Source organism: Spirosoma arcticum (genome assembly GCF_054779955.1).
Genome location: NZ_BAAGXG010000006.1, coordinates 28,913 through 55,411, shown reverse-complemented (window position 1 = coordinate 55,411; position 26,499 = coordinate 28,913). Strand labels below are relative to the sequence as shown.

Here is a 26,499-nt window from a genome sequence, read left to right as displayed (position 1 = left end):
CACCTGCTTACACCTTACCGATTTTACTTATACGCCGGATTTTGGATCAGCGTCGGCGCTCCGGATTTGAACGCGTTGTCGATGGCTTCCTGCGGCACGGGGAAGTACTCGTTCTTGCCTTTCACAAAACGCGACCCTTTTTTGTAGGCTCTTTTTTCGCCTTCTTTCGCTATATACGCGTTCAGAGTCGGCTCAGCAATGCCCCAGCGGACGAGGTCAAAGAAGCGGTGACCTTCCATGGCGAACTCCAGCCGGGTCTCGAACCGAATAGCCTTGCGGGCCAGTTCTTTACTGGCGAACGCCGTGGCCGGATATGGCGCGATTACGTAGTTAGCAGCCGGTTCAGCCATTTCCGTATACGCATCGCGGGTGGGTCCCTGAATGGCTTTTTTCACGAAGTCGGCGGGGTTAGCAGCCCGTGCTCTGATTAAATTAACCAACTCGCGGGCGCGGGCTAAGCTCCCTACTTCGGTCTCCGCTTCGGCTAACCACAGCAGCACATGCGAGTACCGAATCAGGCGGTAGTTGTTGGCCGTCAGGTTTGTCCAGCCAACGCCCGTCAGCGTATTCGCTTTAGATGCAACGTGCTTCTTGGGCGAATACGGTCCGGCGTAGGTCTGATCGCGGATGAAGTCGCTGTTGTGAATCTTAAAATCCTTGTACAAAATCCCACGGCGACCCACCGTCCAGTCAAGGCGTGGATCAAAACGGCCCGCGTCCGGCGTGTAGGCGGCATCGAGCGCAACACCCTGATCGCTTTTCACGTCCACGTCATTAAACGTGTCGAGCAGTGGCAACCCGTTGGCGTCCGTTTTGTAGGCGTTCACTAAGTTTTGCGAAGGCTGATAAAATCCACAGCAACCCCAGGGCGACGCATACGGGTGGGCCAGGCCCATCCCGGCCGTAGCTGCCCCTTCGTCCGAAGCTGACTTCGCGTACTGCACCTCAAAGATCGACTCTGCATTATTGCGCGTATTGGCATCGAAATTCTGCGAGTACTGCGGGATTAAACTGAATCGACCGCTGGCCACAATTTGGTCAAGCACTGCCTTAGCGGCCGTCAGCTTGGCCGCATTCGGAGCGCCCGTGGCTACATCGAAGCCCTGAAACATGTACGTCTTGGCTAAGTGGGCCTGAGCCGCAAACTTGGTCGGCCGACCGGGTTCCGACTGGGTTTCGGGCAGCCCGGCAGCAGCAGCGGTAAAGTCTGCTTCAATGTTCGGCCAGATCTCTTTGTCGTTCGGTATCTTCGTCGAGTTCGGGTCACCCACGTCGTAGATCGTCTCGTCGATGTAGGGCGCGTAGCGGAAAATCTTGCGAGCCTCGAAGTGAAAATAACCGCGCAGGAATTTTGCCTCGGCCGCAATCTGCGTCCGGCGGGCTTCGGTGATGTCCTTCACGTTCACGAGGTTATCGAGCACGTTGTTCGTTCGGGCAACGCCTTCATACAGCCCCCGCCATTTGTTGCGAATGTGACTGCTCGTCGGCTGGAAGTCGTAGCGTTCGAGGAACGTCTGCTCGGGCTGGTCACCAGCGTCGGTTCCTTTGTAGGCATCGTCGGACGTCAGCCCGCCAAAGACCCAGTTCTGCACTTCGTTGTTCCAGGGGTCCTGACCACCAATACCCTGCCCGTCGAGCATTCCGTAGGCACCAATCAACTGACCTTCAATGCCGCTGCTGTTGGTGAGCGAAGCCGGACTGTACTGACCCTGCGGCTGGCGAGTCAGAAATTTATCGTTGCACGCGTTCAGCGCCAGCAGGCCCGTGAGCGTCAGGGCCGAAACAGTTAACTTTTTATGAAATGGTTGCATAAGTATATGCGAGTTGTCTTGAGTTGATTAGAACGATAGGTTTAAGCCAAACAGAAGGGTTCGTGACACCGGTAGGAAACCCCCATCGAAGCCGAGGTTCCGGTTGCGGTCCGCTTCGGTATTGTTGGAGATGCTGATCTCCGGGTTCAGACCCGTGTACTTAGTAAAGGTCAGCAGGTTCTGGCTCTGCACGTACACCTGGCAGGCACCCAGACCAATCCGCGACAGCAGCGCTGCGGGCAGCGTGTAGCCCACCTGCAGGTTTTTCAGGCGGAAGTACGACCCGTCTTCAATGAAGTAGGTCGATGGACGGCTACTGACGGCATCGTTCGCGTCGGGGATAGGCACGGTGCCACCCGTGTTCGTTGGCGACCAGGCGTCGTAGAGCGCCCGCCGGGACCGGTTGCCCTGGAAGGTGTTGAAATCGGCAAAGTACCGCGTGTAGTTGAAAATATCGTTCCCCTGCGAACCACTGCCAAACAGCGTCAGATCGAAGTTTTTATAGCCGAGGTTCACGTTTATACCGTAAGTGAAATCAGGGTGCGGATTACCAATGATGGTCCGGTCAGCGTCGGAGATAATGTTATCGCCGTTTACGTCGGCAATTTTGAATTTACCCGCCCGGTTATAATCACCGTAGGGTGCCCACGCTTTAGCCTCTTCCTCGGTTTGGAAAATACCCAGCACCTTGTACCCGTAGAACGACGAGATGGGCAGTCCGGCCTGCGTAACCGTCACGCCACCCCCCTGCACGCGCGAATTGTAGCCAAAGTAGCGCGTCGTTGGACTTTCGTCGAGTTTCAGCACCTTGTTGCGGTAGGTAGCCACGTTAACGCTCACCCCGTAGCGAAAAGCACCGGCGCGGTCTTTGTACCCAATGGCTAAGTCGACCCCCCGGTTTTGCATGCTGCCCACGTTGTATGAGGGAACGTCAGCGTCACCCGCCGTGAAGGTGAAGGGCGTAGTGAAGAGCATATCCGTCGTTTTGCGGCTCCAGACGTCGAAATTCACGTCTAATTTGCTCGCCAGTAGGGCCAGGTCGAAACCAATATTGGTCGAAGCCGTTGATTCCCATTTGGCATTGGGGTTACCGAAGCGACGAATATCGAAGCCCGCCGTTGCCGTACCCGTGCTGCCGTTGATTGGATAAGCCGAGTTAAACGTGGTTGACTGGAAGGTCGTGTAGGCGTTATAATCCCCAATGGCCTGGTTTCCGGTTATTCCGTAACCAACCCTGATCTTCATGTCGTTAACAAACGCGATGTTGTTCTTGAAGAAGTTCTCCTCCGAAATTCGCCAGCCCGCGCTTACCGCCGGGAACAGGGCGCTGTTGGAAGCCGACAAAAAACGCGACGATTTATCCTGCCGCAGAATACCCTGGAGCAGGTACTTGTCGCCGTAGGCGTAGTTAACCTTACCGAAGATCGAGAACAGCGTGTAGTCCTGTTCAACGCGTCCTTCGTTGCTTGCCGACGACTGCGCCCCGAGATCGAGATAGCTTTGAATGGCTAATTGCTCATTGAAGAAACCACTCCGACCCGCTCTGAAAAATTCTTGATACTGCCGGATGGCTTCTGTACCAACGAACGCGTCGATCTTATGGACCGTATTGAAGGTCTTAGCGTAGCTCAGCGTATTGGTCCACACCCACTGGTAATTGTAGCGGTTTTCATCGGCGAGGTTAATGTTAAAATTCCCCTCGATATACTCTGGATTGGCGCGACCGAGAAACTTGTTGCGGTCGCCGTTGGCATCAATCCCGATAGAGGTGCGGGCGGTCAGGCCAGCGGGCAGGTCGACCTCGGCATAAGCGTTGCCGAATACGCGCAGGCTGTTCCGGCGGTTGTCGCGCTCGCGAAACAGCGTCGCTACCGGGTTCGAGTTGTTGCCCAAGTTCAGCCCCCGACTACCGGCGAAATTCCCGGCGATATCGTACACAGGCAGCAGCGGATGGTGCTTGTAGGACCCCGATACCGCGTTCTGCTCTTCGTTGTTGTTGAATCCACCCTTACGGCTGCTGTAGGCAACGGTCAGGTTTTCGCCAACGCGAATGCGCTTTTTCACATTGAACTCCGTGTTGGCCCGGATGGAGTAGCGGTCATAGCCAATGTACTTGACCGTCCCCTGCTGATTGAAATAGTTGACCGACAGCGCATAACGGCCCGTTTCGGAGCCGCCCGTTGCGCCAAGCTGGTAGCTCTGGATGGGGGCCGTCCGCGATACTTCATCGAACCAGTTGGTATTGGCCGAACGCGTAATGGGGTAAATGTTACTCGGCGTGAGCGAATACTTAGCCGGGTCCACGTCGGCTGACCCTTCGGCACCCCGGCTCGGAAATACGTAGGCCGGGATAGTCACCTGACCATTGGCTCCGTAGGTGTACTGCCCGTGCGACGGTGTTTTGCCCGCGTTCACGTCGGCTAAGTACAGATATTGGCCCAGTTCGGTTGCATTGAGTACTTCGCCTTTTTTGGCCCACTGCTGCTGACCGTAGTATGCGTTGAACGTGATCTGCGACACGCCCGCCTTGCCTTTTTTAGTGGTGATGATAACGACCCCGTTGGCCGCACGCGACCCGTAGATGGACGAGGCCGATGCGTCTTTCAGCACCTGAAACGTTTCGATGTCGTTTGGGTTGATGGTGCCGAGGTTCTGCGTTGGTACACCGTCGATGATGTAGAGCGGGTCGTTGTTGCCAATCGTGCCAAAGCCCCGAATCCGCACCGTAGCGCTGCCACCTGGCGTAGCATCGTTGGTGACGGTTACACCGGCCACGCGGCCCTGCAACTGCTGGGATACGTCGGTGGCAGGAATTGACAGCAGGTCTTTGGTACTAACGGTTGCCACGGCACCGGTGATGTCGCGCCGGGACTGGGCGCTGTAGCCCGTCACAACAACTTCGTTTAAAGTTGAGATGTCTTCAGTAAGCGTCACGCTGATGGTAGTCTGGTTGCCCACCGTTACCTCGCGTGCTTTGTAGCCAATGAACGAATAAACCAGCACGGCCCCGTTGTCGGCCTGAATGCTGTACTCCCCACTGGCATTGGTTGTGACCCCTCGGGTTGTTCCTTTCACCGATACGTTGACGCCGGGAATACCCGTGCCGTCGGACTGTCCGGTCACCTTACCGGTCCGGAGAGCGCCCTGGCCAAAAGCGATTGAACCGATGAGCAGCAGACTCATCGATAGCCACAGCCGTGCTGTTGAACAGAAAATGTGCCTCATAAATAATGGAATTAATTTAGGTTAGAGATATATGATGTAATTCTGCATAGGTAAGGTAAATAATTTTCTTCGGTGATATCAAGTATATTTAAATAAATAGTGGAATAATTAAATTATACCTGTATATACACAGGTTGTGTTAACAAAATAATACAACTACAAAGGAGATAGTTAATGGCAACTCAGTCTGTAGCAATGCCTACGGAGCCGTTCTAAGCGTCATCAATTCGGCCAGCAACTGATCGTTCGTGGCCTGTAGTAGTGCTACCCGCTCATTGAGTTGAAACAGGAGGAACTCCACGTTTCGGAGCCGCTCCTCGGTCGTGATCGCGGCCGACGGGGAGTTGAGCTGCTTGAACATCAATCCTTCGCCCCGCAGCAGCCAGTCCGCGTTGACCTGCGGGTAAGCAGCCACTATTTTTTCGAGCGTGTCGAAGCGGGGTTTCAGCCGCCCGTGCAGGATATGGTAGACTTTCTCGCCCCGGCGTTCGCCCAATTGCCGGGCAAACTCAAGGACGCTGACGTCGAGCGCATCAATGAGCTGTTGCAGGCGAATATGGATGGTCATGGGCGACTACGTTTACACAAACTTATGTAAAGAATGGAACCGACAAACGCCGGAACAATTTAGGGCGAAAAATCGTTGAAATATAGCTCTTCAAGCAATTATTTAGTGGACTGAACCGGGTACTAACAAAAGCGAAAACAGGCTTTGTAAATTACACGAAACTGTGTATATTTAAACCAGTAAACGGCACCCCTGAAAAAGGCAAAAGGGACCTCAAAATGGGTCCCCTGCTTGAACAGTAAACAACAAATACTAATGAACACGCAAAACAACGGCCAAATCGAGACAATTCAAAGCGAAACCGCCGGAACCGCAGAGGTACGGGTTTCCGATCATCAATCGCCGGACCGCCTGAAGTCGTACCAAAAGGTTCACGAACTGACCGGTGAAGTGGTCAGTAAGTACAAGTACCTCGAAGGGCATCCCCGTCAGTACCGCTTCGACGCCAAAGAAGGCGTGTTCAACATCAACGGCACCGAAAAAATGGGGCGTACACTCACCTTCCAACCCATTGCCTGGCGCATTTTCACGGACAATATCCTGAACATGGGCACCAAGAACTGGGCGGAGATTTTCTTTATGGACGAGAAGAACTGCGTCTCGGCGGTGCTGTTTCATGGCTACTCCGTCGACAATATCTTCCGGCTTATCGAACCGCTCTACTACGACGATCTCACGCTGGCCGACGTCGTGATTACGGCCATTGCTGAGAAGAAAGAATATACCAAGAGCCAACCCAAAGGCGTCTATTACATTGCCACGTTCTCCTACAAGATGGCCAATGTGGAGCAGACAAAGGAATTGCAGCAGTTTGCGCAGGAGGCTAAAATCTTCCGGCAGGAAACCCTCACCGACATTGCTAACATCAAAACGGCGATGAATTATTACAATCCTTTTGCCAACATCGCCGAAGAGACGGCTTTGCTGCCAGCAGGACAGGCCTGAAGCAAGGCTTACGTTTCCGTGTGTTTAGATGCATTGGTTCCGGCGAACTCATGCACCTAAACACCGTAGACACTTAAACACACAACCGCTGTGATTTCACCCATTTCCAGTCCTTTGTCTGCGCCATACCTTGTGCCTGGTGACGAGTATCGTTCCATACCGCGCGTGTCCAACTCGGACCTGACACGGCTCAAGGAAGAACACCTCGGATACAGTATCAGCAGTGCTCCGGCGCGCAATCTCGACAAGGCAAAGGTTTTTGGGCGAACGTTTCACCAGCATCTGCTCGAACCTGAAACGATTAGCACCGTCTTGCAGCAACTTCTGCCGGATTTAACCCCCGGAGGTCTGGCGATGGCTGCTGATTCTGATGCGCTGGACGCTAAACGAACCGGGCAGCTGAACGCTCTGATGAAAACGATTCGTCAGGATACGTTTTGTCGGCGTTATCTGCGGCTGTCGGAGCGGGAGCGCGTCGTGCTCTCCACCGACCCGACAACGGGCGTTGCCTGCAAAGCGCGGCTCGACATGGTGTACACCAGCCCCAAACGCCGGAACGCATTAATCATTGATGTGAAGACAACTTCGGCCCGGACCCAGGCTCAATTCTTAGAATCGTGCTATACCTATGATTACGACCGGCAGGCCGCTTTTTACGTAGACAGCCTGCGCAACGCGGATTATGATGAGTGGGCTACGACGCGGCAATTCCGGTTCGTGTTCATCGGGGTGATGAAGCAGCGTCCGCACAAGCTGTTCGCGGTTGATGCAACGTCGATTCCGAATTTTATGGAGTACGGGCGCAAAAAGTATCGGTTTTGGCTCCGCAAATGGCAACAGGAGCAGGAAAGTCTGGTGATAGCCCCCCCGACAGCCTGGCCGATGAGTGCATAATAACCACAAACTCAACTACGATGAACGCTTCCATCATAACCCTAACGCCCGATCAACTTCACTTCGACTGGGGGACCGACGGGCTGGTACTGTGGATTGAAGAATTAGACGGGGCCGGTAGTCTGGCCAGTCAGATGGGTGAGGTAATGGACCGGATTGCGTTTGCCATTGAACTGCAAACCGGATGGGACCACCGCACCGACGGCGCTACGCTGCATCCCCTCTACGGCTATAAATTGTTGCTGCGCGACGCGTCAGGCCTGTGGAATGCCGTCCAGACCGACGAAACCGGCCACTTCGCGGGGCTAACGCCACTTCAGGAGATGGACTACGAAATTGCCTACGACAAGGTAATGTGGCTGGATTAACCGGAAAATTGTCAGTACGAACGCCGAACCTGTTGCTGGGTTCGGCGTTTTTGTTTTGGGCGCAGGCAACCTTCGCGTATGGGTTTGCATCCTTATCCAAACACAACCCCAACGACCAATTATGAAGACCCTACTTACTTCACTCCTGCTGACTTTCGTCGCCGTAGCGCCCGTGCTGGCTCAAACAACGGTCAGCGCCAACGACATCATCGCCAAAATCAATCGTAACGAATCTGTTTCGTACCAGAACGCGACCATCACCGGTGACCTCGACCTAACCAACCTGGCTAACCGGCGAGAGTGGCGAGAGGGAAGCTGGAAAGGTGACTCGCAGGAGTTTCTGAGCGTAGTCAACGTGCCGCTGTCGTTTAAAAACTGCACCTTCACCGGCAACGTGCTGGCCTACCGGACGGACGAGTCAGACGAGCGACGGTTAGTGAAAATGAGCAATACCGTTTACAACGCCGATTTCACCGAAGCCGTAACCCTTGAAAACTGCACGTTTGAGCGCGACGCGGCTTTTAAATACTCAACGTTCCGGCAGCGGGCTATCGTCACGGGCAATACCTTCCGCGACGACGCGCTGTTTAAATACGCTAAATTCCGCAGCGCGGCCGACTTCAGCGGGTCAACCTTTCGGGGGTATGCTGATTTTAAATACACCGAATTCGATGAATTATCAGTCTTTGAAAAGGTAAACTTCGAGCGGTACGCCGATTTCAAATACACGAAGTTTGACGAGAGCACCGATTTCCGGCAGGCCCGCTTTTCGAGCACTGCCGATTTCAAATACACCAATTTTCCGCGCGGCACTAACTTCGATAATGTCCGTTTTGAAGGGTCAACCGATTTCAAATACACAACGCTCGGCGGGCGCAAATTTGCCCCGAATGGAAATTAGTTGATCGGTTCAGAGCCCTCAAACGTTGCTAAAGGCTTCGGCCCCCGGTTAAAATTTTGGCAACGTTTGAGGGCTCTAACCCCTCTTTTTTGCGTTATCAGTACATTACCAATTCATGTACTGTTTTGAAACGCGCCACCAAAATTCTGATTGCCCTCGTCGTTCTGCTGATTGTTGCCCGGCTATTGCTGCCGTATTTCGTGCTTCGGTACGTCAACAAAACACTGGCCGACATGGGCGGCTATACGGGTCAGGTCGAGGATATTGATATTCAGCTTATCCGGGGAGCTTACCAGATCGACGGCCTGCGCATCCGCAAGGTGGCCGGCAACATTAAAAAGCCGTTTTTGTACATGCCCAAAACCGACCTGTCGATTGAGTGGGCATCGCTGTTCAAAGGCAAATTGGTGAGTGAAGTCGAAGCCTACGAACCCGAACTTAACTTCGCCTTCAGCGAGGACGAAGCGTCTAACCAGACGGGGGCCGAAGTGGACTGGACGGAATACCTGAAAAAACTACTGCCCATCAACGTCAACCGCTTTTCGGTTATTAACGGTAAAATCAACCTGACAAGCTTAGTGACGCAGCCCCGCGCCGACTTGTCGCTGCAAAACCTCAACGCCGAAATCCGCAATATCCGTAACGTAGTCGATCAGGGAAAAAAACTGCCATCGCCCGTAGTCGCGTCGGGTGATGTGCCGGGATACGGCGGCAAGATGACGTTTTCGGCCAACATGAACCTGCTCAAGCAGTTGCCCGATTTCGATTACAATCTCCGGTTTACCGATGTGCAGTTGGTGAAAGTCAATCCGCTGGCTCGCGCCTACGCGAACCTCGACTTCGAGCGCGGCACGATGAGCGTATTCAGCGAAATGGCCATGCTGAACGGCAAGCTGAATGGTTACCTGAAGCCACTGACGAAGGAAATGAAAATCTTTAAACTCGACGAGAACGAGGGCCGGTCAGTGGGTAAATTCTTCACCGAGTTACTGGCACAGGCGGGCACAGCAGTATTGAAAAATCAGAAAAAAGACCAGGTAGCCACCCGAATTCCGCTCAACGGCACGATTGAGAACATTAAAACGGCCGTTTGGCCAACCCTGTTCGGTGTGTTACGCAACGCCTATATTGAAGCGTTCCGGGGCGAATTTGACAACAACATCACGCTACAGGATGCTCTCAAAGACATAAAAGACGACTTCAAAGCCAAGCGTGCCGAGCGGAAAACCGAGCGAAAGGAGAAGCGTGAGGAACGTAAGGAAGAACGCAAAGAGAAGCGGGAAGAACGCAAACGGGAAAAAGCGTAGTGTTGTATCCTGGTGGTGCGGCATACCGACGGCCACGTCCGGGTGCGAGAGAAACTTTCACACCCGGACGTGGCCGTCGGTATGCCGCACCACCAGGATACCTGGCCGCACCACCCTACCGGATGGTGTCAACGCGCGTGGCCCCGCCCCGGCGCAACGAATCGGGCCGTAGTGGCCGTTGGTTGTGGCCGTTGGGCAGGGTGGTATCCAGGCCGGTTTCCATGCGCTGCCGCTGTTGACGGGTCGTCTTCTTTACTTTTGGCCGGGCGGGGTTAGCCTGCCGGGTGTCTACCGTCGAGGTCGATTGCTGAATCGTTGGCGACTGGCCGCTTTGAGCCTGAGCATTTATGATAAGTCCAATGCTCAGTAGACTGATAAAATAGGCAGTACGTTTCATAACGTTGATCTATTGATATACCCAGTAAACGGTTATTGGTTGGGTAAGGTTGCGGTATAGGGTAAAGCGTTAATTTCTGGACAAAGAATATTTGTAGGAAGTTACAGGCATCGAGACACAGGTAGTTACCCTAATTTGGTTCGGACCAATTTAAGGCAGAACTTTGTAGATGCTCACCCGTAGTTTTTCTGAATGCTGTTTAATTCGCTCCATTTCCTTCTCTTCTTTGCTTTTACCACACTGCTCTATTTCAGTCTGCCACTGCGCGGACGATGGGTGCTGCTGCTGGTAGTTAGTTGCTATTTCTACATGGCGTTCATTCCGGTGTACCTGCTCATTCTGGGGCTGGTGATCGGAATCGACTACGTGGCGGGTCTGTACATCGAACGGGCGCAGGGTCCCCGACGACGGCTCTTACTGATCGTCAGCCTGATAGCGAATGTCGGCCTGCTGGCTTTTTTCAAATACTACGATTTCTTCAACGAGCAGATTACGGCGGTCCTGTCCGGTTTTGGCCTGACCAATTCCGTTCCCATGCTCGGCGACCTGATTCCCGGCATTATGCTGCCCATTGGGTTGTCGTTTCATACGTTCCAGTCCGTCAGCTACACGATTGAAGTGTACCGGGGCAACCAGAAAGCCGAACATAACCTCGGCGTGTACGCACTTTACGTCCTGTTTTACCCGCAGTTGGTGGCGGGACCCATTGAGCGACCCCAGAACATACTCCACCAGTTCCACGCATTTCAACCCTTCGACTGGGCACGTGTGCGTTACGGTCTGCTGCTGATGGCAGGTGGTTTCGTCAAAAAAGTAGTCATTGCCGACCGTATGGCGCTGGTCGTTGACCCGGCTTTTGGTCATGCCGCCAGTAGCAACGGATCGACGCTGCTGCTGGCGGCTGTATTTTACTCAATCCAGATTTACTGCGATTTTTCGGGATACACCGACATTGCCATCGGGGCGGGGCAGGTGCTGGGGATTCGGATGATGAAAAACTTCGACACCCCCTATTTAGCCGCATCCATTGCCGATTTCTGGCGTCGCTGGCATATTTCACTATCGACCTGGTTTCGCGACTACGTGTACATCCCGCTGGGGGGCAACCGGGGTACGCCCGCCCGCACGTATCTGAATACTTTCGCTGTTTTTGGGTTGAGCGGACTCTGGCACGGTGCCGACTGGAAGTTTATCATCTGGGGGCTTCTGCACGGCTTTTACCTTGTCGTGGGGCAGCTCTGGTCGCGTCGTCGCTCCGAAAAGGTGGAAACGGTGCGGGAAGAAGCGCAACTGAACGGGCTGGGGCTGGCGGGCCACCGGCTCAACCAGTTGCTGACCTTCGGCTTAGTCACCCTGACGTGGGTATTTTTTCGGGCGGCCAGCACCAGCGATGCCTTTCTGATTCTTGGCAAAATTCTGACGGTCAACGGATCACCCACTATTCAAACACCCGTTCAGCCCGCCGAACTGGCTTTTTGTGCGCTACTGATGGGTAGCCTGCTGCTGGAACCCCGCTGGATCAAGTTCAGCAAACAGGTAAACAATGGGCAGTTCTGGTCAGCCTTCGCGCTGCTGATCCTGCTTTGTTATTTCTTCGGCGTTTTCACGGCCAATCAATTCATTTACTTCCAGTTCTGACTTCACCAATGATAAGCACGGTTCTACGCTGGACGTTTCTATTTGCCTCGGGTGGCCTGCTCGTGTTGGCCTTGTCGCCGAAAATACAGCGGTGGCTCGATAATCGGGGCTACATCCCGAATCAGTACAACTACGGCGATCTGTACAATCTGACCAACCTACCGGCTTTCAAAGAACCTGACTACATAGTTAACAAAACCCTCACGGATGCCGACAAACCCACCAAACATTACCACGATGTGAATCTGTACACCATCGGCGACAGCTTCACCGATATCGACACCAGCTACTACGCCGGTAACCGCAACGTGCACGTTTGGGTCGGCAGTCCACCGCCCGCCGTAGAACCCCTCGACACCACCAAAAAGAACATTTTAGTGCTTCAGTACATTGAGCGGGTGCTTCAGGAACGCATGTACTGGCCTGACTATCAGCGAATGTACATTGACGAAGGAATCGTTGTGGCGACACCAGCTACCCCTGCCGGAACGCGGGTGGCAAGCAAGACTGTCAATCCAGTGGATAAGCTGGGGGTGGCCCGGTCTGGCGTAACGGAGTGGTTATTAGCTCAGTTTGGTCAGGAAATTAACCAGCGGCTCGAGTTCATCCTGTTCAACGGTGAGCTGGCCACCCGGTTTAAAGAAGCCAAGGCGCAGTTGATGCTTAGTTTGTTTGGGCGAGTAACGGGAGCGGTTATCTCGAAAGACCACAAACACCTGTTCTACCAGCCCGAAGCCGACTCAGCCTATATACTCAGCTCGTTTCGGCCCATTTCTGACCAGCGATTGGATACACTCGTCAACAACCTTAATACCACACGGCAACACTACCTGCGGATGGGTTTCGATGAAGTGTACCTGTGCCTGATTCCCAACAAAGTAACGGTTTTAGATCCCACCTACGGCACGTATAATCACCAGATTGAGCGGATCGAAGCCAACCCGCACTTGGAGTTGCCGGTTATTTCAACCATCGACTCCGTTCGCCAGCACCCCGACTGGTATCACCTCGGCGACGGGCACTGGAACCGGCAGGGAAGGCGGTTCTGGCTCCGGCAGGTCAACCAAACAGCGGCCCGCTGGTCGAAAGAAGGCTGAATAACCCTATCCTAATACATCATCGGTGTCGTCGCCTAACCCCGGCGCGGGCCAGGCGGGTTGGGCGGGCGTTCCCGAAAATTTCAGTGGGACACCGATGCTCCGAAACGGTCCTGCTACGGGATGATCCTGCGTCACGATCATCTGTCGGTCCGTCAGATGCGGGTCAGTGTCGAGGTCGTCCAGCGTGTTCACCGGCGTAATGAGCAGGTCGTGCGCCAGCCCAAAATGCGTCCACTCGTCGCGGTCTTTTTCCAGAAAAACGGCCTGTATCTGCGCTTTGAAGTCAATTAATTGCAGTGGATTGGTTGGCAACAGGAAACGAACCCAATCGGGCTTGTTAATCAACGTGCAGAACTTTTGCCAGAATTTCGGTTCCAGCGTTCCCAGCGCTGCGTACTTCCCGTCGCGGCAGCGGTAAACGCCGTAGTTAGGCAACCCACCCGACAACGGCAGCGTCCCGCGTTTGGGAGCCGTACCCGTTCCGGCATAACCTGCGTAGGCTACCGACAGTAGCGGCATCACCGCATCGGTCATGGACACGTCCACGTGCTGCCCTTCGCCGGTGCGTTCGCGGGCATACAGGGCCGAGAGTGTTCCCACTACGCTCATGTACGATCCACCCGCAATGTCGGCTAACTGGACACCCGGCACCGTTGGTCCGCCGTCGGGGTTGCTGTCGCCGGTCAGGTCAAGGACCCCAGCCAGCGCGATGTAGTTGAGGTCATGACCCGCCAGATGCGCGTAGGGACCGCTTTGCCCATAACCCGTAACCGACACGTAGATAATGCGCGGATTGACAGCGCGGGCGGCTGCGTAACCAATGCCCAACCGGTTGAGGTGACCCGGCCGGAACTGCTCGACTACAACATCGGCGGTTTTGACAAGATTCAAGAATTGGTCACGACCTTCGGGTGTTTGGTAATCCAGCAATACGCTTCGTTTCGAGCGGTTGTACGCCAGATAATTAGCCGACTCGCCGTTGACGTACGGCGGAAACGCCCGGACGTAATCCGGTGCGTTCGGGTCTTCGATCTTAATAACCTCAGCGCCCATATCGGCCATGAGCATGGTGCCGAGCGGACCGGGCAACAGCCGGGTGAGGTCGAGAATGCGCAGGCCAAGCAGCGGGCCAGTGGTAGGTTTTCGGTTGGGCATGAAGGTTTAGGTTTGTGGTTTGTAGTTGGCTGACGCATCCGGTTCGTGCGTCAGCCAACTACAAACCACAAACTACAAACCAGTTAAACACGTTTCCCGTGTGGAATATAGCCATTCACTGCATCATAGAACCAGATAGCCCGGCCACGCATGTTTCTGAAACGGTTTCGCAAACCCAAACTTACTACGGACAGTGAATACGTGGCGGCTTACCGTGCCACGGGCGATCTGGCGGTGCTGGGCGATCTCTATGAACGACACATGGAACTCGTTTATGCAGTGTGCTACAACTACCTGCGCGACGAAGACGAAGCCAAAGACGCCGTTATGCACCTCTTCGAGCAGTTGATAACGGACCTGCGTCGGCACGACGTGCAACAGTTTCAGCCCTGGCTGCACAGCGTGGCCCGCAACTACTGCCTGATGCAGCTTCGCAAAAAACAGGCTCACCCAACGGCCGCGCTACTGACCTACGACACAGGCGATGGCACGCCCGACGACCTCGCTGAACTGACCAGCGACGAGTCGGACGACCCGGACCTCGAAGAAGACCTGACCCGGATGGAAGTCTGTCTGCAAACGCTGCCCACGGAACAACGCACGTGCCTGACGCTGTTTTATTTAGAAAAAAAGAGCTACACCGACGTAGCGCGGCTGACGGGGTACGACCTGAAACAAGTGAAAAGTTATTTGCAAAATGGTCGCCGAAATCTGAAACTTTGCATGAGCCAGCAACCATGAACGACCAACTCACCTTCGACGATCTGCGGGCGTATCAGGCGGGCCTTTTGAGCGGCCCGGCGCAGCATCGCGTGGAGCGCATCCTGCTCGAAGACCCGTTTTATGCCGATGCTCTGTTGGGCCTTGAAGCTATGCACCAAACGGCCACCAACGCATCGGGCCGACCCGCTGCCGCCCAGTTGGCCGACCTGCGCGATGCGCTTCACCAACGGGTTCATGCGTCGGCGAACCGCAAACGGCTGTGGCCCCTCTGGATCGCGACCACCACGGCGGCTATCCTGTTCATGCTGGCTATGGCAATCTATTTTATCTACTTCGCGCCAAAACAACCAACGAAACCCGCGCCCGTCGGTCCGTCGAAGCCTGCAATGCAGCGTACTTATCAGCCTACGTCGTGCATTCCCGTTTTTTACAATGCATACGTCAATCATTCGCCCGTCAGGAAGTAGCTTTGCTTCACCCAACTACTTTTTGATCGAACGCCGATGATTCGTTACCGTTACCTGTCAACCAGTCTGCTGGTTTTGTTTTTGGCCAATTCATTTACCGGACACGCACAATCGAAATCCGGTGCGGGCAAATCGGCCAACGCGCTGTCGGCCATCCACGAAAGCGACATCAAACGGGATTTGTTCGCGCTGGCGGGCGACCACTTCCGGGGCCGCGAAGGAGGCTCGTTAGATGAACTCAAAGCGTCGGTCTGGATTGCCGAGCAACTTCGGGCGATGGGTTTGCAACCCGCTGGCGATGATGGCACGTTCTTCCAGTTTTTCCACATTCAGCGGACGCGCATCACCGAAACCAGCCGCCTGAACATTGGCACTCACCAACTCACCCACGGGCAGGATGCTTTTTTGCTGGCCCCGGCCATTGCGTCGGTCGATGCGCCGTTGGTTTTTGTCGGCATCGGCACACCCGATGAATTGGCGAAGGCTGACATCAGGGGCAAAGCCGTAGCGCTCCAGTTCTCGGGAACGGGACCGCCCGAACTGAGCTACCGGCGACATCTGTTCGGAACCATGAGCCGACGGGCCACCGACCTCATCAAAGCGGGTGCAGTGGCGGTGGTGTGGGTTTCCGATGGGGCTGCACAGTCCTATTTTGAGCGCTGGACAACGGGTCTCGAACGGGGTCGCTACGATCTGCCCGGCGGACCAAACACGCGCGTTTTTTCGCAGGCTCCCACCGTCTGGCTACCCGCCAGCGCCATCGACTGGATCAAACAACCCGGCCAGCAGTTTACAAATGTGGTAAACGTTGAAAGTTTCAATTATCCATCGGTCAACATTGTCGCTAAAGTACCGGGCACGGATGCTACGCTCAAGAATGAACACGTGCTGTTCAGCACTCACCAGGACCACGACGGCGTTCGGCGGGCGGTAGCGGGTGATTCGATCTGGAACGGGGCTGACGACAACGCCAGCGGCTGCGTGGCGACGATGGCTCTGGCGCGGGCATTTGTGCAGCAACCCGCCAGGCGGTCGGCGCTGTTCGTGTTCCACGGAGCTGAAGAACGGGGGCTGCTGGGATCACGTTACTACGTGGCCCAGCCGACGGTGCCGCGCGAGTCGATTGTGGCGGTGCTGAATGCCGAGATGATTGGCCGGAATGCGCCCGACAGCGCCTGTATTCTGGGCCAACAGCCCCCCCACCGCAACTCCGCTGAACTGGTGAATGCGGCATTAGCAGCTAACACAGCATCCGGGGGGCGATTCAAGCTCGACACGCTCTGGGACAAGCCCGACCACCCCGAAGGCTGGTATTTCCGCTCAGATCACCTCCCCTACGCCCGCGCCAACATCCCGGCTATTGCGTTCACGAGCCTGCTTCACCCCGACTACCACACACCCAAGGACGAACCCGACCGCATCGACACCGGCAAAGTGACCAACATCACCCGCTGGATGTACCTCACCGGTTGGGACATTGCCAACCGCCCGAAGCGGCCCGCCGTGGATAAGGATTTCAAGTTGGAAAGGTGATGTATGGGTTAGCCTCTGGCTGACCCTGTTTACGGTTTCACACGAGCCAGCCAGAGGCTGACTCAGACACCAATCATAGCATGATACGACTTTTTATGCGTCTGTTTTTCGCTTATTATTTGTTGAGCCTGACAGTTGCCTGTCACCGGCCCGCGACTACCGCAACGACCTATTTCCCAGCGAGGGGCGATGCCTGGGCGCGTCGCGAACCAGCGAAGGTCGGTATGGATGCGGCCCGGCTCGATTCGGCGGTAGCTTTTGCCAAAACGCAGGAGACGACGCAGATGAAACCGGATTTCTCGACGCAGGAAGAGATCTTCGGCAAACTCCTTGGTCCCATGCCCACCAGCCGGGCCGCTACTAATGGTATCATCCTCCGCCACGGCTACATTGTGGCTGAGTGGGGCGACACCCAACGCGCCGACCCGACCTACAGTGCAGCCAAAAGCGTCCTTTCAACGGTCGTTGGCATCAGTCACGAGCGCGGCCTGATACCCGATATCCACCAGCCCGTCGCGAAGCTGATTCACGACGGCGGGTACGAATCGGCGCAGAACCGGGCCATTACGTGGGAGCATCACCTCCGCCAGACCAGCGAATGGGAAGGCGAACTGTGGGGCAAAAACAGCGACTTCATTGGCAAAGAGGCTTTTGGCCGGGGCGAACGCAAGCCTCGTACATTACAGGCACCCGGCACGTACTACGAATACAACGACGTGCGCATTAACCGGATGGCGCTGTCGCTGCTGCGGCTGTGGAAAAAACCCATCCCCGACGTTGTCCGCGACGAGATTATGAACCCCATCGGCGCATCAGACACCTGGCAGTACATTCCCTACCCAACGGCCGTTGCGGATATTGACGGCAAACCGATGCCTTCGGTCAGTGGCGGCACCCGCTGGGGCGGTGGACTGCGAATCAGCGCCCGCGATTTGGCTCGCTTCGGCTACCTCTTTCTGCGGCAGGGCCGGTGGGCAGACCGTCAGATTGTTTCGGCAAACTGGGTCAAACAGGCCACCACACCCGGACCCGTCGGACCGGATTATGGCTACTTGTGGTGGCTCAACACGGGCACGGGTGAATCGGACAAGAAGCCCTGGCCCGACGCACCAACGACCAGTTATGCTGCCCTTGGCGCGGGATCAAACACCGTTTGGGTCGACCTGGAACACGACATCGTTATTGTGTGGCGCTGGCATAACGGCAATCCAAATGAACTGATTAAGCGGGTGCTGGCAGCAGTCAGGTAGACTCCCTACGGCAACACAAAACTCACCACGTTCGAGGGCGCTGGGTTGATGCCGGTGTACACTTTTCGCTTCGTGTCGGGGTCGTCGTAGGCGTTTTCAAGGGCGGTGATGCCGTATGCGATGACGTAGACACGCTCACCGGGTTTGAACGCCAGCAGATCGTCGGCCAATAGTTTGGCGGCAAACGCACCCGTACCGCCGGGCGGTACAGTGGTCTGGCCCATCGTCGTTACGTAGTTGAGATGACTCACCTGTGCATCGCGACCGAGAAACAGCCGCACCCGCCGTTGCTCCACCTCCGCCGTTCCCACCGGCTGAACGGGCACAGTCACCCCCGATAAGGTTAAGTTGAGGCCGCTGATGGCCACCGTCAGGTTCGACGGTGCGGTTGTGGACCGTTCCCAAATCGTGACCGGAGAAACGAGCGTTGGCGAGCCGCCCGCGTGCGCAATGCCAATCTGCTTGTAGTTGCCATAGCCCGGTTTGTTGTAGCTCAGGTTGTAGTTTCCTGCAAAAGCATTGGCAATAATAAACCGGCCTTCGGGCCGGGTACGAACGGGAAACGCGGTTTGCAGCCCTTCGAGCGACACAATCATGCTGTCGCTTTTGGGTTTGATCGTACCAAACTCGTCGTATAGCGTTACAAACCCGGTGATGTCGCCCCGCAGCACAACGCCATTCCCAGGATTAACCCGGAGCGAATCGGCGGGATAAACGTTCTGATCGAGAAACGGTTTACAGCCGACCGAAGCGAATAATACTGCTACAAAAAAGACAAACGAAATCGAATAGTGCATACGTGATGAAGGCGTCAATAAGCCATCAAAATTAACCACTTATGCGACTTTTGCAACAAAAACGGGGTTTCAAACCAGTTCGTTTGTCAAGTCCGGCGTGGCTTGGTCAGGCTACGGCTGGCTCCGTTGCATGGGCTGCCGTTTGCCGGAGGTCAGCGACCGCCAGACCCATTCAGACGGGCTTATTCGAAAGTGCTGCCGCCACAGCGGTGAGAACAATTCAGTTCTTCCTCAGCAACACCGTTGAATGAAGCAGCGTCATTTTCCAGCCTCTCCTTTCCTTTTCTAGCACGGCACTTTCCAGCCACTTTATGGTTCTCTTCTGCCCTTTTGCGTCAATATCAGCCTGGTTGTTATACGTCACCCAGGCTACGTTACCCTTCACCGTAACCCGCTCAAAGTCAACGGTGTTAATTCGTTTCATTCCGCTCCCGATGCGTGGCTTCATGCGGGCCTCAAGGGTATCCACCGTCCAGATTTCGCCGTTTTCCAACAGCATAAAGTCGGGTTGGCAATAGCTTCTGAATTTAGCCATATCCAGATCCGCCAGGGCCTGAAACGCGTCAACGATTACATTCTTCACCTGTTCTTCATCAGCGGTCGTTTGCGCGTACAGTGGGGTGAAGAGTGTAATGACCGAGACTAATCCAGAAAGCAGGATTTTCATGAGTGGCTGCATGCGTTGTGTAGGAATGGATGGAAGTACGGGGTACTACTCTGCTTTAGCCTGTGTGCCACCGAAAGACCCGGAAGTCCGCCTTTTTCTGTCGTATCATTTCCTCGTTGATAATTGCCCGCTATTCACACGCATCCAAGCTTTGGCCCTTTTCACCTGCGGCAGATCGGCGTCGGCATCGCTCCAGGTAGTCAGAAACGTTTGGTACGCTTTGGTGGCTTCAGACTTATTGCCTTCATCCTCCCAGGCCTGCGCCAGGCCGAAGAGTGCAAAGCCGCTGTTAGGCCGATCTTTTAGCAACTCACCGTACGTATCCCGCGCTTTTTGCCACTGCTTCGCCCGCTGATACGCCTTCGCCAACGTCAGTTGAGTGGGGTAATAATATGGGGGCGGTTCGTTATACCCAAGTTCTTTTTCCAGCTTCACGGCTTCCTTCAGCAACCGAAACGCCTGGGCCGTATCGCCCTGGAGACTGAACAGATTGCCCTGTAACTCAACGGAGGTTAAATGCTGGATCTTTTCATTCCATCCATTCAGGTCTTTGTCGTGCTTAGCCAATCGCCACAGGTCGGCATCCAGTTCGTTGGCGTACTGCCGGGCCAGATTCGCATTGCCTTTTTCAACCGCATCCATACCCAGTAAATAAGCAATTTCGTTCCGGCGCTGCGGTTTCTTCCGGTACTCGGCGTAATCTTTGTCGCCCATGCTCTGATGCTGAGCTGCCGTATCGGCCATCAGGCGACGTTCGTACTCAGCCGCCTGGCTGAAATTGCCGAAGCGCATGGCCAACGACACCGGACCGTTACTCCTGTTTCGGTACGCCCATTTTTTAAAGTCCTGCGCCCGAGCGGTATCCTGCACCCCTGATTTGTCGAGCAGTCGGTTCAGAATGCCCATGGCTTCGCGGTAGCGGCCTTCCTCGGCGTCGTTGGCAATCAAATAAGAAAGGTTATGATCGTAATTCCAGGTATCGAGCCGGTGAATACCCTGCGCGGCCATGTAGCTTGAATCGACCCGCATGGCGGCCAGAAACGATTGCCGGGCCTTTTTATAATCGCCCAGCCGGTAGTAGATGTGTCCCGGCATGTGCACAATATGGCCCGACGCCGGAGCTAATGACGCCAGTTTGTTGGCACTGGCTAAGGCTTGCTGCGGGCAGCAGTTTTCCATTTGGTGAATCCAGTAATGGTGCACGGCGTGGTGATCGGGATGCGAGACGAGCAATTTTTCCAGCATCAGTTGCGCATACATGGTGTTCTCTTCCGGCTTGCCATCGGCCGAATAACTACCACCGATTGCCCCCAGCCAGAGGATTAACTTGGCTTCGACATCGTCGGGATACCGGTGAATCAGGTTGTCCATTTCAGCAATAAACGCCCGTTTTACCTCCTCCCGACTTTTCTTGGCTTCGGTGGCTCCGGCCTCAGCCTCAATCGCTTTGATGTATAACTGCTCATGTTCGGATGCGCTTTTACTTAGCTTCTTAACCTGTTCCAGCGCCTTTTTCCTGTCTCCCTGCCGCTTTTGGTCGAAGGGCTGAATGGACACGTGCATCCCCCAGTGCGGCATGGCGGCCGTGGTATCGAGTTTGGCCGCGTACTCGAAAGCCCGGTACGCTTCAAAGTCCCAGAAATCGTGCAGCAGCGACAAACCCTGATCGAAATACCGCTGCGCCGAGTCCGACTTGGTCGTGATTTTCAGGTGACTCCTGCCGATGCCCTCCATCAGGCGGGGTGGTGGCAGCGCAGTCTTGCGAATTTCGGGCGGGCGGCAATGCGCAGCCGATTGAGCACCCGTACCGTGCGCACTGTGGTCGTGCTGACCCAGGGCGGGAAGCGTGCCCAGCAGAAAGAGGGGAAGTGTAAAACGTACGTTCACAATCGCGGTAGTTTATCGGTTGAAGCAGCTAACAAATCAGCAAAAAATGACCCTTATTTCTGCCTGAGCTTAACTAATGCTGTTTTTCCGGCTTCGCTCTTCGGGTTGAGCATATCAATTCATGATTAATTTTCCATGAAGTAACGAGTTAATCATCCATTGTTTACCTACTCAAATACGCGTTTTAGGGAACGGTCATTTCAGGGACAGGCACTTACCTGTTTGGTAGTCACGCTTCGAGATTGGTTCGGGAAGTCTGAACGTCGCCAGTGATGCCGCTTTCAGGACCGTTGAAACGCAGACTGATTTTTATGGGTCAATCAGATTATGCTGGCGCTTGAGCACGAAGCGTCCGGCCGTTGGCTCAGAAGTTGTGCCTGTTCAGCAACCGGGTCGATGGTGTTTTCGGTTGATTCACCGTTGACCGACAACCCATTAATCAGTTTAGCCGTATGTACTGCAGCACCAGCCTAACCGAACACGTTGTTTCATGAACAACCCGTGTAGTCTGCTGGTTAGCAAAAGCAGTTGTAGCCAGATAGCACGTAAAGTTTCAGGTAAAGACATACTCCTCCTATATTTGATGTCAGCTTTGTTAAAAGCTACACATCTGACTTATCCGTTGACATTCCACAACAAACATGACCGCCATAGCCGAACGCGAACGCATCTACGAACGAGCCGATAATAAAGGCTGGAAAAAATGGGGACCCTACCTCTCCGACCGCGCCTGGGGGTCTGTTCGCGAAGATTATAGCCCCTACGGCGACGCCTGGAATTTCGTTACCCACGACATGGCCCGCTCCCGTGCTTACCGCTGGGGCGAAGAAGGCATTGGTGGTTTTTCGGACAACAAGGGCCACATCTGTTTTGCGCTGGGGTTCTGGAATCATAAAGACAACATTCTGAAGGAGCGGCTCTACGGGCTGTCGGGACCGGAGGGTAACCACGGGGAAGATGTGAAGGAACTGTACTATTATTTGGACAGCACCCCCACGCATTCCTACATGAAAATGCTGTACAAATACCCGCAGCAGGAGTACCCTTACAACCGGCTCGTGGTCGAAAGCAAGCGCCGAGGTCGGCAGGAACCCGAGTTTGAACTGACCGATACCGGCATTTTCGATAAAGACGAGTATTTCGACATTTTCATCGAGTACGCTAAAGCCGACCAGAACGACTGGTTGGTGACGGTTACGGCCCATAACCGCTCGGCGCAGGACGCCCCGCTGACGCTGCTGCCCACCATCTGGTTTCGCAATACGTGGTCGTGGGGCTATGACCAGTACAACAACCGGCCCATGCTCAACGGCATCGGTAAAAGTCAAATTGAGGTGAATCATAAGCAGTTGGGCAAGTATAAACTCTACTGCGAAGACGCCGACGCGCTGTTGTTTTGCGACAACGACACTAATACCGAGCGACTCTACGGACGGCCCAACGTGGCTAAGTATCCCAAGGACGGGATCAATAACTTCATTACATCGGGTGGCAAAAAGAACTTCATAAACCCCAATCAGATCGGCACCAAAGCGTCGGCGCAGTACACCCGTCAGGTTCCGGCGGGGGGCAGCACCACCATCCGGCTCCGGTTCAGCGATCAGACCCTGCTGACCCGCCCGTTTGCCGAGTTCGACGACATCTATCAGCAACGCCTGACCGACACCGAAGCGTTTTACGACGACCTACAGCAAAACGTGACAGACTCCGAACTGCGGGCCATTCAGCGGCAGGCCTATGCCGGTATGCTCTGGAACAAGCAGTTTTACTACTACAACGTCAACGAGTGGCTCAAGGGTGACCCCAAAATGCCTGTGCCGTTTCAGGGACGCGTGTACGCCCGCAACGAAGGCTGGAAGCACATGTACACGGCCAACATTCTGAGCATGCCCGATAAATGGGAATACCCGTGGTTTGCGGCCTGGGACCTCGCCTTTCATACGCTCACCCTCGCCCGGCTCGACCCCAACTTTGCCAAGCGGCAGTTGGCCGTTATTCTGCGCGAATATTACATGCACCCCAACGGCCAGATTCCGGCTTACGAGTGGAATTTCAGCGATGTGAACCCACCCGTTCACGCCTGGGCGACGTGGAAAGTGTACGAGATTGATAAGGAACGCAACGGCGTGGGCGATGTGGCATTTCTGGAGCGGGTGTTCCATAAACTGCTCCTGAACTTCACGTGGTGGGTAAACCGCAAAGACGTTGAGGGCAACAATATTTTTGGCGGGGGTTTCCTGGGCTTAGACAACATCGGCGTGTTTGACCGCTCGCAGCCGTTGCCGATGGGTGGGCGCATTGAGCAGGCCGACGGCACGGGGTGGATGGCCATGTATACGCTGAACATGCTGCGCATTGCCTGCGAGATTTCGCTGACGCGACCGAGTTACCAGGACATGGCCAGCAAGTTTTTCGAGCACTTTCTGCACATCGCGTCGGCCATGAACAACCTCGGCAAGCAAAACATCAGCCTGTGGGACGAGGTCGACCAGTTTTATTACGACGTGCTGCACACACCCGACCAGAACGCCCGGCTGCTCAAAATCCGCTCGATGGTGGGTTTGATTCCGTTGTTTGCCGTTGAGATTTTAGACGAGGCTCTGCTCTCGAAACTACCCGATTTCAAACGGCGGGTGGAGTGGGTGCTCACTAACCGGCCCGATCTGGCGTCGCTGGTGTCGCGCTGGCACGAGCCGGGCAAGGGCGAAACGCACCTGCTGAGTCTGCTACGGGGCCACCGTATGAAAATGATCCTGAAGCGGATGTTTGACGAGACTGAGTTTCTGTCTGACTACGGCATCCGTGCCTTGTCCAAATACCACGAAAAAACGCCCTACCAGTTCGAACTGAACAGCGAAATTTTTCAGGTGCGTTACGTGGCGGCCGAGTCGGAAATGAGCATGTTCGGCGGCAACTCCAACTGGCGTGGGCCGATCTGGTTTCCCGTCAATTTTCTACTCATCGACTCGCTGCTGAAGTTTTACCAGTATTACGGCGATGATTTCGAGATCGAGTACCCAACTAATTCAGGACAGGTAATGAGCGTGAAGGAAGCGACGGTTCAGGTGGCTGAGCGGCTCATTAACATTTTCCGGCGCGGAGTCGACGGCCTAATTCCGGCCTATGGCAACGACAAGAAGATGCAGCACGACCCGCATTTTCAGGGCCTATACCTGTTCTACGAGTATTTCCACGGCGACGTAGGTGCGGGCTTGGGAGCCAGCCACCAAACGGGCTGGACGGGCCTGGTGGCCGACCTGATCGAGTACGTCCATAAATACCGGACCGAGAACGTGGCGGTGCTGGCTGCGGGGAAATGAGTTTGATATCATATAAATCGATCATGCCTTCTATCAGCACACCTCGCCTGACCCTCCTACCCATTGACTTACCCACCTACGAACTACTCTTCGCGGGTATGAATGAATTGGGGAGCCATTTGAACGTGCAGGTTCCGGCTGTATTTGATCCTGAATTTGGAATGGACCCGTATCGTTATTCGTACAACAAAGTAAAAAACAGCCCGGACGAAAGCCCGTGGTGGTTATACCTGTTTGTTCACCCAGCCGATCAAGTTTTAGTGGGTATGGGTGGCTACAAAGGTCCACCCGACGAGCAGGGTATAGTAGAAATCGGATATCAATCTACGAGCCGTATCGCAACCAGGGACTCGCTACCGAAGCGGCCAATGGGCTAATTAACCGGGCGTTCGAGCACCCCGACGTCAACATTGTGCAGGCGCATACGCTGGCCGAAGAGAACGCATCGGTTGGGGTGCTGAAAAAGTGCGGCATGGCCTTCGTTCAGGCCATTGAAGACCCGGACGACGGGGCAATTTGGCAATGGCAATTACCCCGGTCGTAGAATCGCCAACACAACGATTACGTATCAGCCTGATAAGGTCCGCCCGGTTCACCCCAACCCCAACGGGGCATCGGCTCGTTTATAGCTACCGGATTCTGAGTAGTCTGCGAATTAAGCACTGCCAGGCGGCTGCCCCATTCTAAATACGCGACTAAGGCCGAACGGAACTCCGGGTCGTCGGGCAGGCCTACTTCATCGGCACTGTCGAGCAATAGCGCAATCCAGCGTCGGCGCTGCGTTTCGGTGAGGTGCTTGCCCACATGATGTTCCACCATACGAGCGTGACTTCCTCCATCGTCCTGCGTATAAGACGCTGGTCCGCCAAACACTTCGCCGATGAAATGCGCCACGTGCCGGGCATGTTCAGTTGACATGTGGCGAAAGACAGGAGCCAGCAACTCATCCTGAGCAACTTTTTTGTAGAATAAGTCGGTCAACTGCTCCAACCGACCGTTTTCGCCAGCCCAGGTATACAGCGAGGGGATAACTCGTTCATTCATGACAAATAGTTTATGGTTGCTCGATTACTGTTTTGATAGCAAGCAATATGGATGCCCAACCACCTTCAGCCACCGCTTCCTGGTAGCGACGTGCGCCCTCGGCCACGGTCGTGTAATCGCCCTGGGTAACAGTCAGGACAGTTTGCCCCTGTTCGACTGCCAGATCATATGTTACGGTGAGGTAGTTTTCCGACGTGTCGTCAATGGTTGAATTGGGGTCTATGGTGGTGTATGATAGAAATTTTTCTGGCTCAATAGCGACGACATAGCCTTTAACGAAGACCATCTCCTGACCTTCATGCGTCCCCCGCCACAGCAACGGACTGCCAACGTTCCAGTCAGTGACGGCTTCGCAACCATACATATACTGCTTAGTTTGTTCGGGGTTAGTGAGCGCATCCCACACCACTGCTGGTAATGCGTCGATAGTGATGCTGTTCTGGATAACTAACTGGTTTGCCATGTTAGACGTTTGGTTAATCGTATTCGGCAAGATAAGCGG

At 54.8% G+C, this 26,499-nt stretch carries 24 protein-coding genes; 13 read left to right on the top strand and 11 right to left on the bottom strand.

What is annotated here, in order from left to right; all coding sequences use genetic code 11:
• Nucleotides 1-23 precede the first annotated feature (23 nt).
• The 3 genes from ACYVHB_RS14680 to ACYVHB_RS14670 all read right to left on the bottom strand — a co-directional run bounded on the left by ACYVHB_RS14680 (nt 24) and on the right by ACYVHB_RS14670 (nt 5,604).
• Nucleotides 24-1,811, bottom strand: a complete 1,788-nt coding sequence (locus ACYVHB_RS14680) for a RagB/SusD family nutrient uptake outer membrane protein (RefSeq protein WP_461052507.1) — start codon at nt 1,809-1,811, stop codon at nt 24-26.
• 27 nt (nt 1,812-1,838) lie between these two features.
• Complete coding sequence (locus tag ACYVHB_RS14675) at nt 1,839-5,036, bottom strand: SusC/RagA family TonB-linked outer membrane protein (RefSeq protein ID WP_461052506.1); 3,198 nt, start codon at nt 5,034-5,036, stop codon at nt 1,839-1,841.
• 199 nt (nt 5,037-5,235) lie between these two features.
• On the bottom strand, nt 5,236-5,604 hold the full coding sequence (locus ACYVHB_RS14670; protein ID WP_461052505.1) for an XRE family transcriptional regulator: 369 nt from the start codon (nt 5,602-5,604) through the stop codon (nt 5,236-5,238).
• 255 nt (nt 5,605-5,859) lie between these two features.
• Here ACYVHB_RS14670 and ACYVHB_RS14665 point away from each other — a divergent pair, with 255 nt between their 5' ends.
• The 5 genes from ACYVHB_RS14665 to ACYVHB_RS14645 all read left to right on the top strand — a co-directional run bounded on the left by ACYVHB_RS14665 (nt 5,860) and on the right by ACYVHB_RS14645 (nt 10,019).
• Nucleotides 5,860-6,549, top strand: a complete 690-nt coding sequence (locus ACYVHB_RS14665; protein ID WP_461052504.1) for a hypothetical protein — start codon at nt 5,860-5,862, stop codon at nt 6,547-6,549.
• Nucleotides 6,550-6,639: 90 nt separating this feature from the next.
• A complete protein-coding gene (locus ACYVHB_RS14660) occupies nt 6,640-7,443 on the top strand; it encodes a PD-(D/E)XK nuclease-like domain-containing protein (RefSeq protein ID WP_461052503.1) in 804 nt (267 codons plus the stop codon).
• A 20-nt stretch (nt 7,444-7,463) separates the two neighbouring features.
• Nucleotides 7,464-7,811, top strand: a complete 348-nt coding sequence (locus ACYVHB_RS14655) for a hypothetical protein (RefSeq protein ID WP_461052502.1) — start codon at nt 7,464-7,466, stop codon at nt 7,809-7,811.
• Between the two features lie 121 nt (nt 7,812-7,932).
• Nucleotides 7,933-8,712 carry a pentapeptide repeat-containing protein gene (locus ACYVHB_RS14650; RefSeq protein WP_461052501.1) on the top strand — a complete coding sequence of 260 codons (780 nt, stop codon included), beginning with the start codon at nt 7,933-7,935 and terminating at the stop codon, nt 8,710-8,712.
• A 125-nt stretch (nt 8,713-8,837) separates the two neighbouring features.
• Nucleotides 8,838-10,019 (top strand): DUF748 domain-containing protein, encoded by a 1,182-nt coding sequence (locus tag ACYVHB_RS14645; protein ID WP_461052500.1) that lies wholly within the window; start codon nt 8,838-8,840, stop codon nt 10,017-10,019.
• A 115-nt stretch (nt 10,020-10,134) separates the two neighbouring features.
• Here ACYVHB_RS14645 and ACYVHB_RS14640 read toward each other — a convergent pair whose 3' ends face one another.
• Complete coding sequence (locus tag ACYVHB_RS14640; RefSeq protein WP_461052499.1) at nt 10,135-10,416, bottom strand: hypothetical protein; 282 nt, start codon at nt 10,414-10,416, stop codon at nt 10,135-10,137.
• Nucleotides 10,417-10,608: 192 nt separating this feature from the next.
• Between ACYVHB_RS14640 and ACYVHB_RS14635 the strand changes: the two genes are divergently transcribed.
• Together ACYVHB_RS14635 and ACYVHB_RS14630 are read left to right on the top strand one after the other, a co-directional pair.
• Nucleotides 10,609-12,054, top strand: a complete 1,446-nt coding sequence (locus tag ACYVHB_RS14635) for an MBOAT family O-acyltransferase (protein ID WP_461052498.1) — start codon at nt 10,609-10,611, stop codon at nt 12,052-12,054.
• Nucleotides 12,055-12,062: 8 nt separating this feature from the next.
• Nucleotides 12,063-13,151 carry a hypothetical protein gene (locus ACYVHB_RS14630; RefSeq protein ID WP_461052497.1) on the top strand — a complete coding sequence of 363 codons (1,089 nt, stop codon included), beginning with the start codon at nt 12,063-12,065 and terminating at the stop codon, nt 13,149-13,151.
• Nucleotides 13,152-13,157: 6 nt separating this feature from the next.
• On the opposite strand, the gene ACYVHB_RS14625 is transcribed toward ACYVHB_RS14630, so the two are convergent.
• The gene (locus ACYVHB_RS14625) at nt 13,158-14,309 is read right to left on the bottom strand and encodes a CaiB/BaiF CoA transferase family protein (RefSeq protein WP_461052496.1); all 1,152 of its coding nucleotides are present in this window, start codon (nt 14,307-14,309) and stop codon (nt 13,158-13,160) included.
• Nucleotides 14,310-14,459: 150 nt separating this feature from the next.
• Here ACYVHB_RS14625 and ACYVHB_RS14620 point away from each other — a divergent pair, with 150 nt between their 5' ends.
• The 4 genes from ACYVHB_RS14620 to ACYVHB_RS14605 all read left to right on the top strand — a co-directional run bounded on the left by ACYVHB_RS14620 (nt 14,460) and on the right by ACYVHB_RS14605 (nt 18,282).
• A complete protein-coding gene (locus ACYVHB_RS14620) occupies nt 14,460-15,050 on the top strand; it encodes an RNA polymerase sigma factor (protein WP_461052495.1) in 591 nt (196 codons plus the stop codon).
• Nucleotides 15,047-15,499 (top strand): hypothetical protein, encoded by a 453-nt coding sequence (locus ACYVHB_RS14615; RefSeq protein WP_461052494.1) that lies wholly within the window; start codon nt 15,047-15,049, stop codon nt 15,497-15,499. The genes ACYVHB_RS14620 and ACYVHB_RS14615 overlap by 4 nt, the downstream gene beginning before the upstream one ends.
• 36 nt (nt 15,500-15,535) lie before the next feature.
• Nucleotides 15,536-17,032 (top strand): M28 family peptidase, encoded by a 1,497-nt coding sequence (locus ACYVHB_RS14610; protein WP_461052493.1) that lies wholly within the window; start codon nt 15,536-15,538, stop codon nt 17,030-17,032.
• Nucleotides 17,033-17,112: 80 nt separating this feature from the next.
• On the top strand, nt 17,113-18,282 hold the full coding sequence (locus ACYVHB_RS14605) for a serine hydrolase domain-containing protein (RefSeq protein WP_461052492.1): 1,170 nt from the start codon (nt 17,113-17,115) through the stop codon (nt 18,280-18,282).
• Nucleotides 18,283-18,287: 5 nt separating this feature from the next.
• Here the strand turns inward: ACYVHB_RS14605 and ACYVHB_RS14600 are convergent, their stop codons facing one another.
• The 4 genes from ACYVHB_RS14600 to ACYVHB_RS14585 all read right to left on the bottom strand — a co-directional run bounded on the left by ACYVHB_RS14600 (nt 18,288) and on the right by ACYVHB_RS14585 (nt 21,633).
• Complete coding sequence (locus ACYVHB_RS14600) at nt 18,288-19,079, bottom strand: hypothetical protein (RefSeq protein WP_461052491.1); 792 nt, start codon at nt 19,077-19,079, stop codon at nt 18,288-18,290.
• A 111-nt stretch (nt 19,080-19,190) separates the two neighbouring features.
• Nucleotides 19,191-19,298, bottom strand: coding sequence for a hypothetical protein (locus tag ACYVHB_RS14595; protein ID WP_461052490.1), 108 nt, complete (start codon nt 19,296-19,298; stop codon nt 19,191-19,193).
• A 1-nt stretch (nt 19,299) separates the two neighbouring features.
• Nucleotides 19,300-19,746 (bottom strand): nuclear transport factor 2 family protein, encoded by a 447-nt coding sequence (locus ACYVHB_RS14590; RefSeq protein WP_461052489.1) that lies wholly within the window; start codon nt 19,744-19,746, stop codon nt 19,300-19,302.
• A gap of 105 nt (nt 19,747-19,851) precedes the next feature.
• Complete coding sequence (locus tag ACYVHB_RS14585; protein ID WP_461052488.1) at nt 19,852-21,633, bottom strand: tetratricopeptide repeat protein; 1,782 nt, start codon at nt 21,631-21,633, stop codon at nt 19,852-19,854.
• A gap of 641 nt (nt 21,634-22,274) precedes the next feature.
• Between ACYVHB_RS14585 and ACYVHB_RS14580 the strand changes: the two genes are divergently transcribed.
• Together ACYVHB_RS14580 and ACYVHB_RS14575 are read left to right on the top strand one after the other, a co-directional pair.
• Nucleotides 22,275-24,953 (top strand): MGH1-like glycoside hydrolase domain-containing protein, encoded by a 2,679-nt coding sequence (locus tag ACYVHB_RS14580; protein ID WP_461052487.1) that lies wholly within the window; start codon nt 22,275-22,277, stop codon nt 24,951-24,953.
• A 217-nt stretch (nt 24,954-25,170) separates the two neighbouring features.
• On the top strand, nt 25,171-25,497 hold the full coding sequence (locus tag ACYVHB_RS14575) for a GNAT family N-acetyltransferase (protein ID WP_461052486.1): 327 nt from the start codon (nt 25,171-25,173) through the stop codon (nt 25,495-25,497).
• Between the two features lie 17 nt (nt 25,498-25,514).
• Here ACYVHB_RS14575 and ACYVHB_RS14570 read toward each other — a convergent pair whose 3' ends face one another.
• Both ACYVHB_RS14570 and ACYVHB_RS14565 read right to left on the bottom strand, forming a co-directional pair.
• Nucleotides 25,515-25,997, bottom strand: a complete 483-nt coding sequence (locus ACYVHB_RS14570) for a group II truncated hemoglobin (RefSeq protein ID WP_461052485.1) — start codon at nt 25,995-25,997, stop codon at nt 25,515-25,517.
• A 10-nt stretch (nt 25,998-26,007) separates the two neighbouring features.
• Nucleotides 26,008-26,460, bottom strand: a complete 453-nt coding sequence (locus tag ACYVHB_RS14565; protein ID WP_461052484.1) for an SRPBCC domain-containing protein — start codon at nt 26,458-26,460, stop codon at nt 26,008-26,010.
• Nucleotides 26,461-26,499: the final 39 nt, after the last annotated feature.

Excerpts from the sequence above, each read along its gene's own strand:
- ACYVHB_RS14590 (WP_461052489.1), bottom strand. The coding sequence starts at position 19,746 with ATGAAAATCCTGCTTTCTGGATTAGTCTCGGTCATTACACTCTTCACC.
- ACYVHB_RS14650 (WP_461052501.1), top strand. The coding sequence starts at position 7,933 with ATGAAGACCCTACTTACTTCACTCCTGCTGACTTTCGTCGCCGTAGCG.
- ACYVHB_RS14625 (WP_461052496.1), bottom strand. The coding sequence starts at position 14,309 with ATGCCCAACCGAAAACCTACCACTGGCCCGCTGCTTGGCCTGCGCATT.
- ACYVHB_RS14605 (WP_461052492.1), top strand. The coding sequence starts at position 17,113 with ATGATACGACTTTTTATGCGTCTGTTTTTCGCTTATTATTTGTTGAGC.
- ACYVHB_RS14615 (WP_461052494.1), top strand. The coding sequence starts at position 15,047 with ATGAACGACCAACTCACCTTCGACGATCTGCGGGCGTATCAGGCGGGC.
- ACYVHB_RS14665 (WP_461052504.1), top strand. The coding sequence starts at position 5,860 with ATGAACACGCAAAACAACGGCCAAATCGAGACAATTCAAAGCGAAACC.
- ACYVHB_RS14635 (WP_461052498.1), top strand. The coding sequence starts at position 10,609 with ATGCTGTTTAATTCGCTCCATTTCCTTCTCTTCTTTGCTTTTACCACA.
- ACYVHB_RS14600 (WP_461052491.1), bottom strand. The coding sequence starts at position 19,079 with ATGCACTATTCGATTTCGTTTGTCTTTTTTGTAGCAGTATTATTCGCT.
- ACYVHB_RS14580 (WP_461052487.1), top strand. The coding sequence starts at position 22,275 with ATGACCGCCATAGCCGAACGCGAACGCATCTACGAACGAGCCGATAAT.
- ACYVHB_RS14675 (WP_461052506.1), bottom strand. The coding sequence starts at position 5,036 with ATGAGGCACATTTTCTGTTCAACAGCACGGCTGTGGCTATCGATGAGT.
- ACYVHB_RS14570 (WP_461052485.1), bottom strand. The coding sequence starts at position 25,997 with ATGAATGAACGAGTTATCCCCTCGCTGTATACCTGGGCTGGCGAAAAC.
- ACYVHB_RS14680 (WP_461052507.1), bottom strand. The coding sequence starts at position 1,811 with ATGCAACCATTTCATAAAAAGTTAACTGTTTCGGCCCTGACGCTCACG.
- ACYVHB_RS14630 (WP_461052497.1), top strand. The coding sequence starts at position 12,063 with ATGATAAGCACGGTTCTACGCTGGACGTTTCTATTTGCCTCGGGTGGC.
- ACYVHB_RS14670 (WP_461052505.1), bottom strand. The coding sequence starts at position 5,604 with ATGACCATCCATATTCGCCTGCAACAGCTCATTGATGCGCTCGACGTC.
- ACYVHB_RS14655 (WP_461052502.1), top strand. The coding sequence starts at position 7,464 with ATGAACGCTTCCATCATAACCCTAACGCCCGATCAACTTCACTTCGAC.
- ACYVHB_RS14565 (WP_461052484.1), bottom strand. The coding sequence starts at position 26,460 with ATGGCAAACCAGTTAGTTATCCAGAACAGCATCACTATCGACGCATTA.
- ACYVHB_RS14640 (WP_461052499.1), bottom strand. The coding sequence starts at position 10,416 with ATGAAACGTACTGCCTATTTTATCAGTCTACTGAGCATTGGACTTATC.
- ACYVHB_RS14610 (WP_461052493.1), top strand. The coding sequence starts at position 15,536 with ATGATTCGTTACCGTTACCTGTCAACCAGTCTGCTGGTTTTGTTTTTG.
- ACYVHB_RS14620 (WP_461052495.1), top strand. The coding sequence starts at position 14,460 with ATGTTTCTGAAACGGTTTCGCAAACCCAAACTTACTACGGACAGTGAA.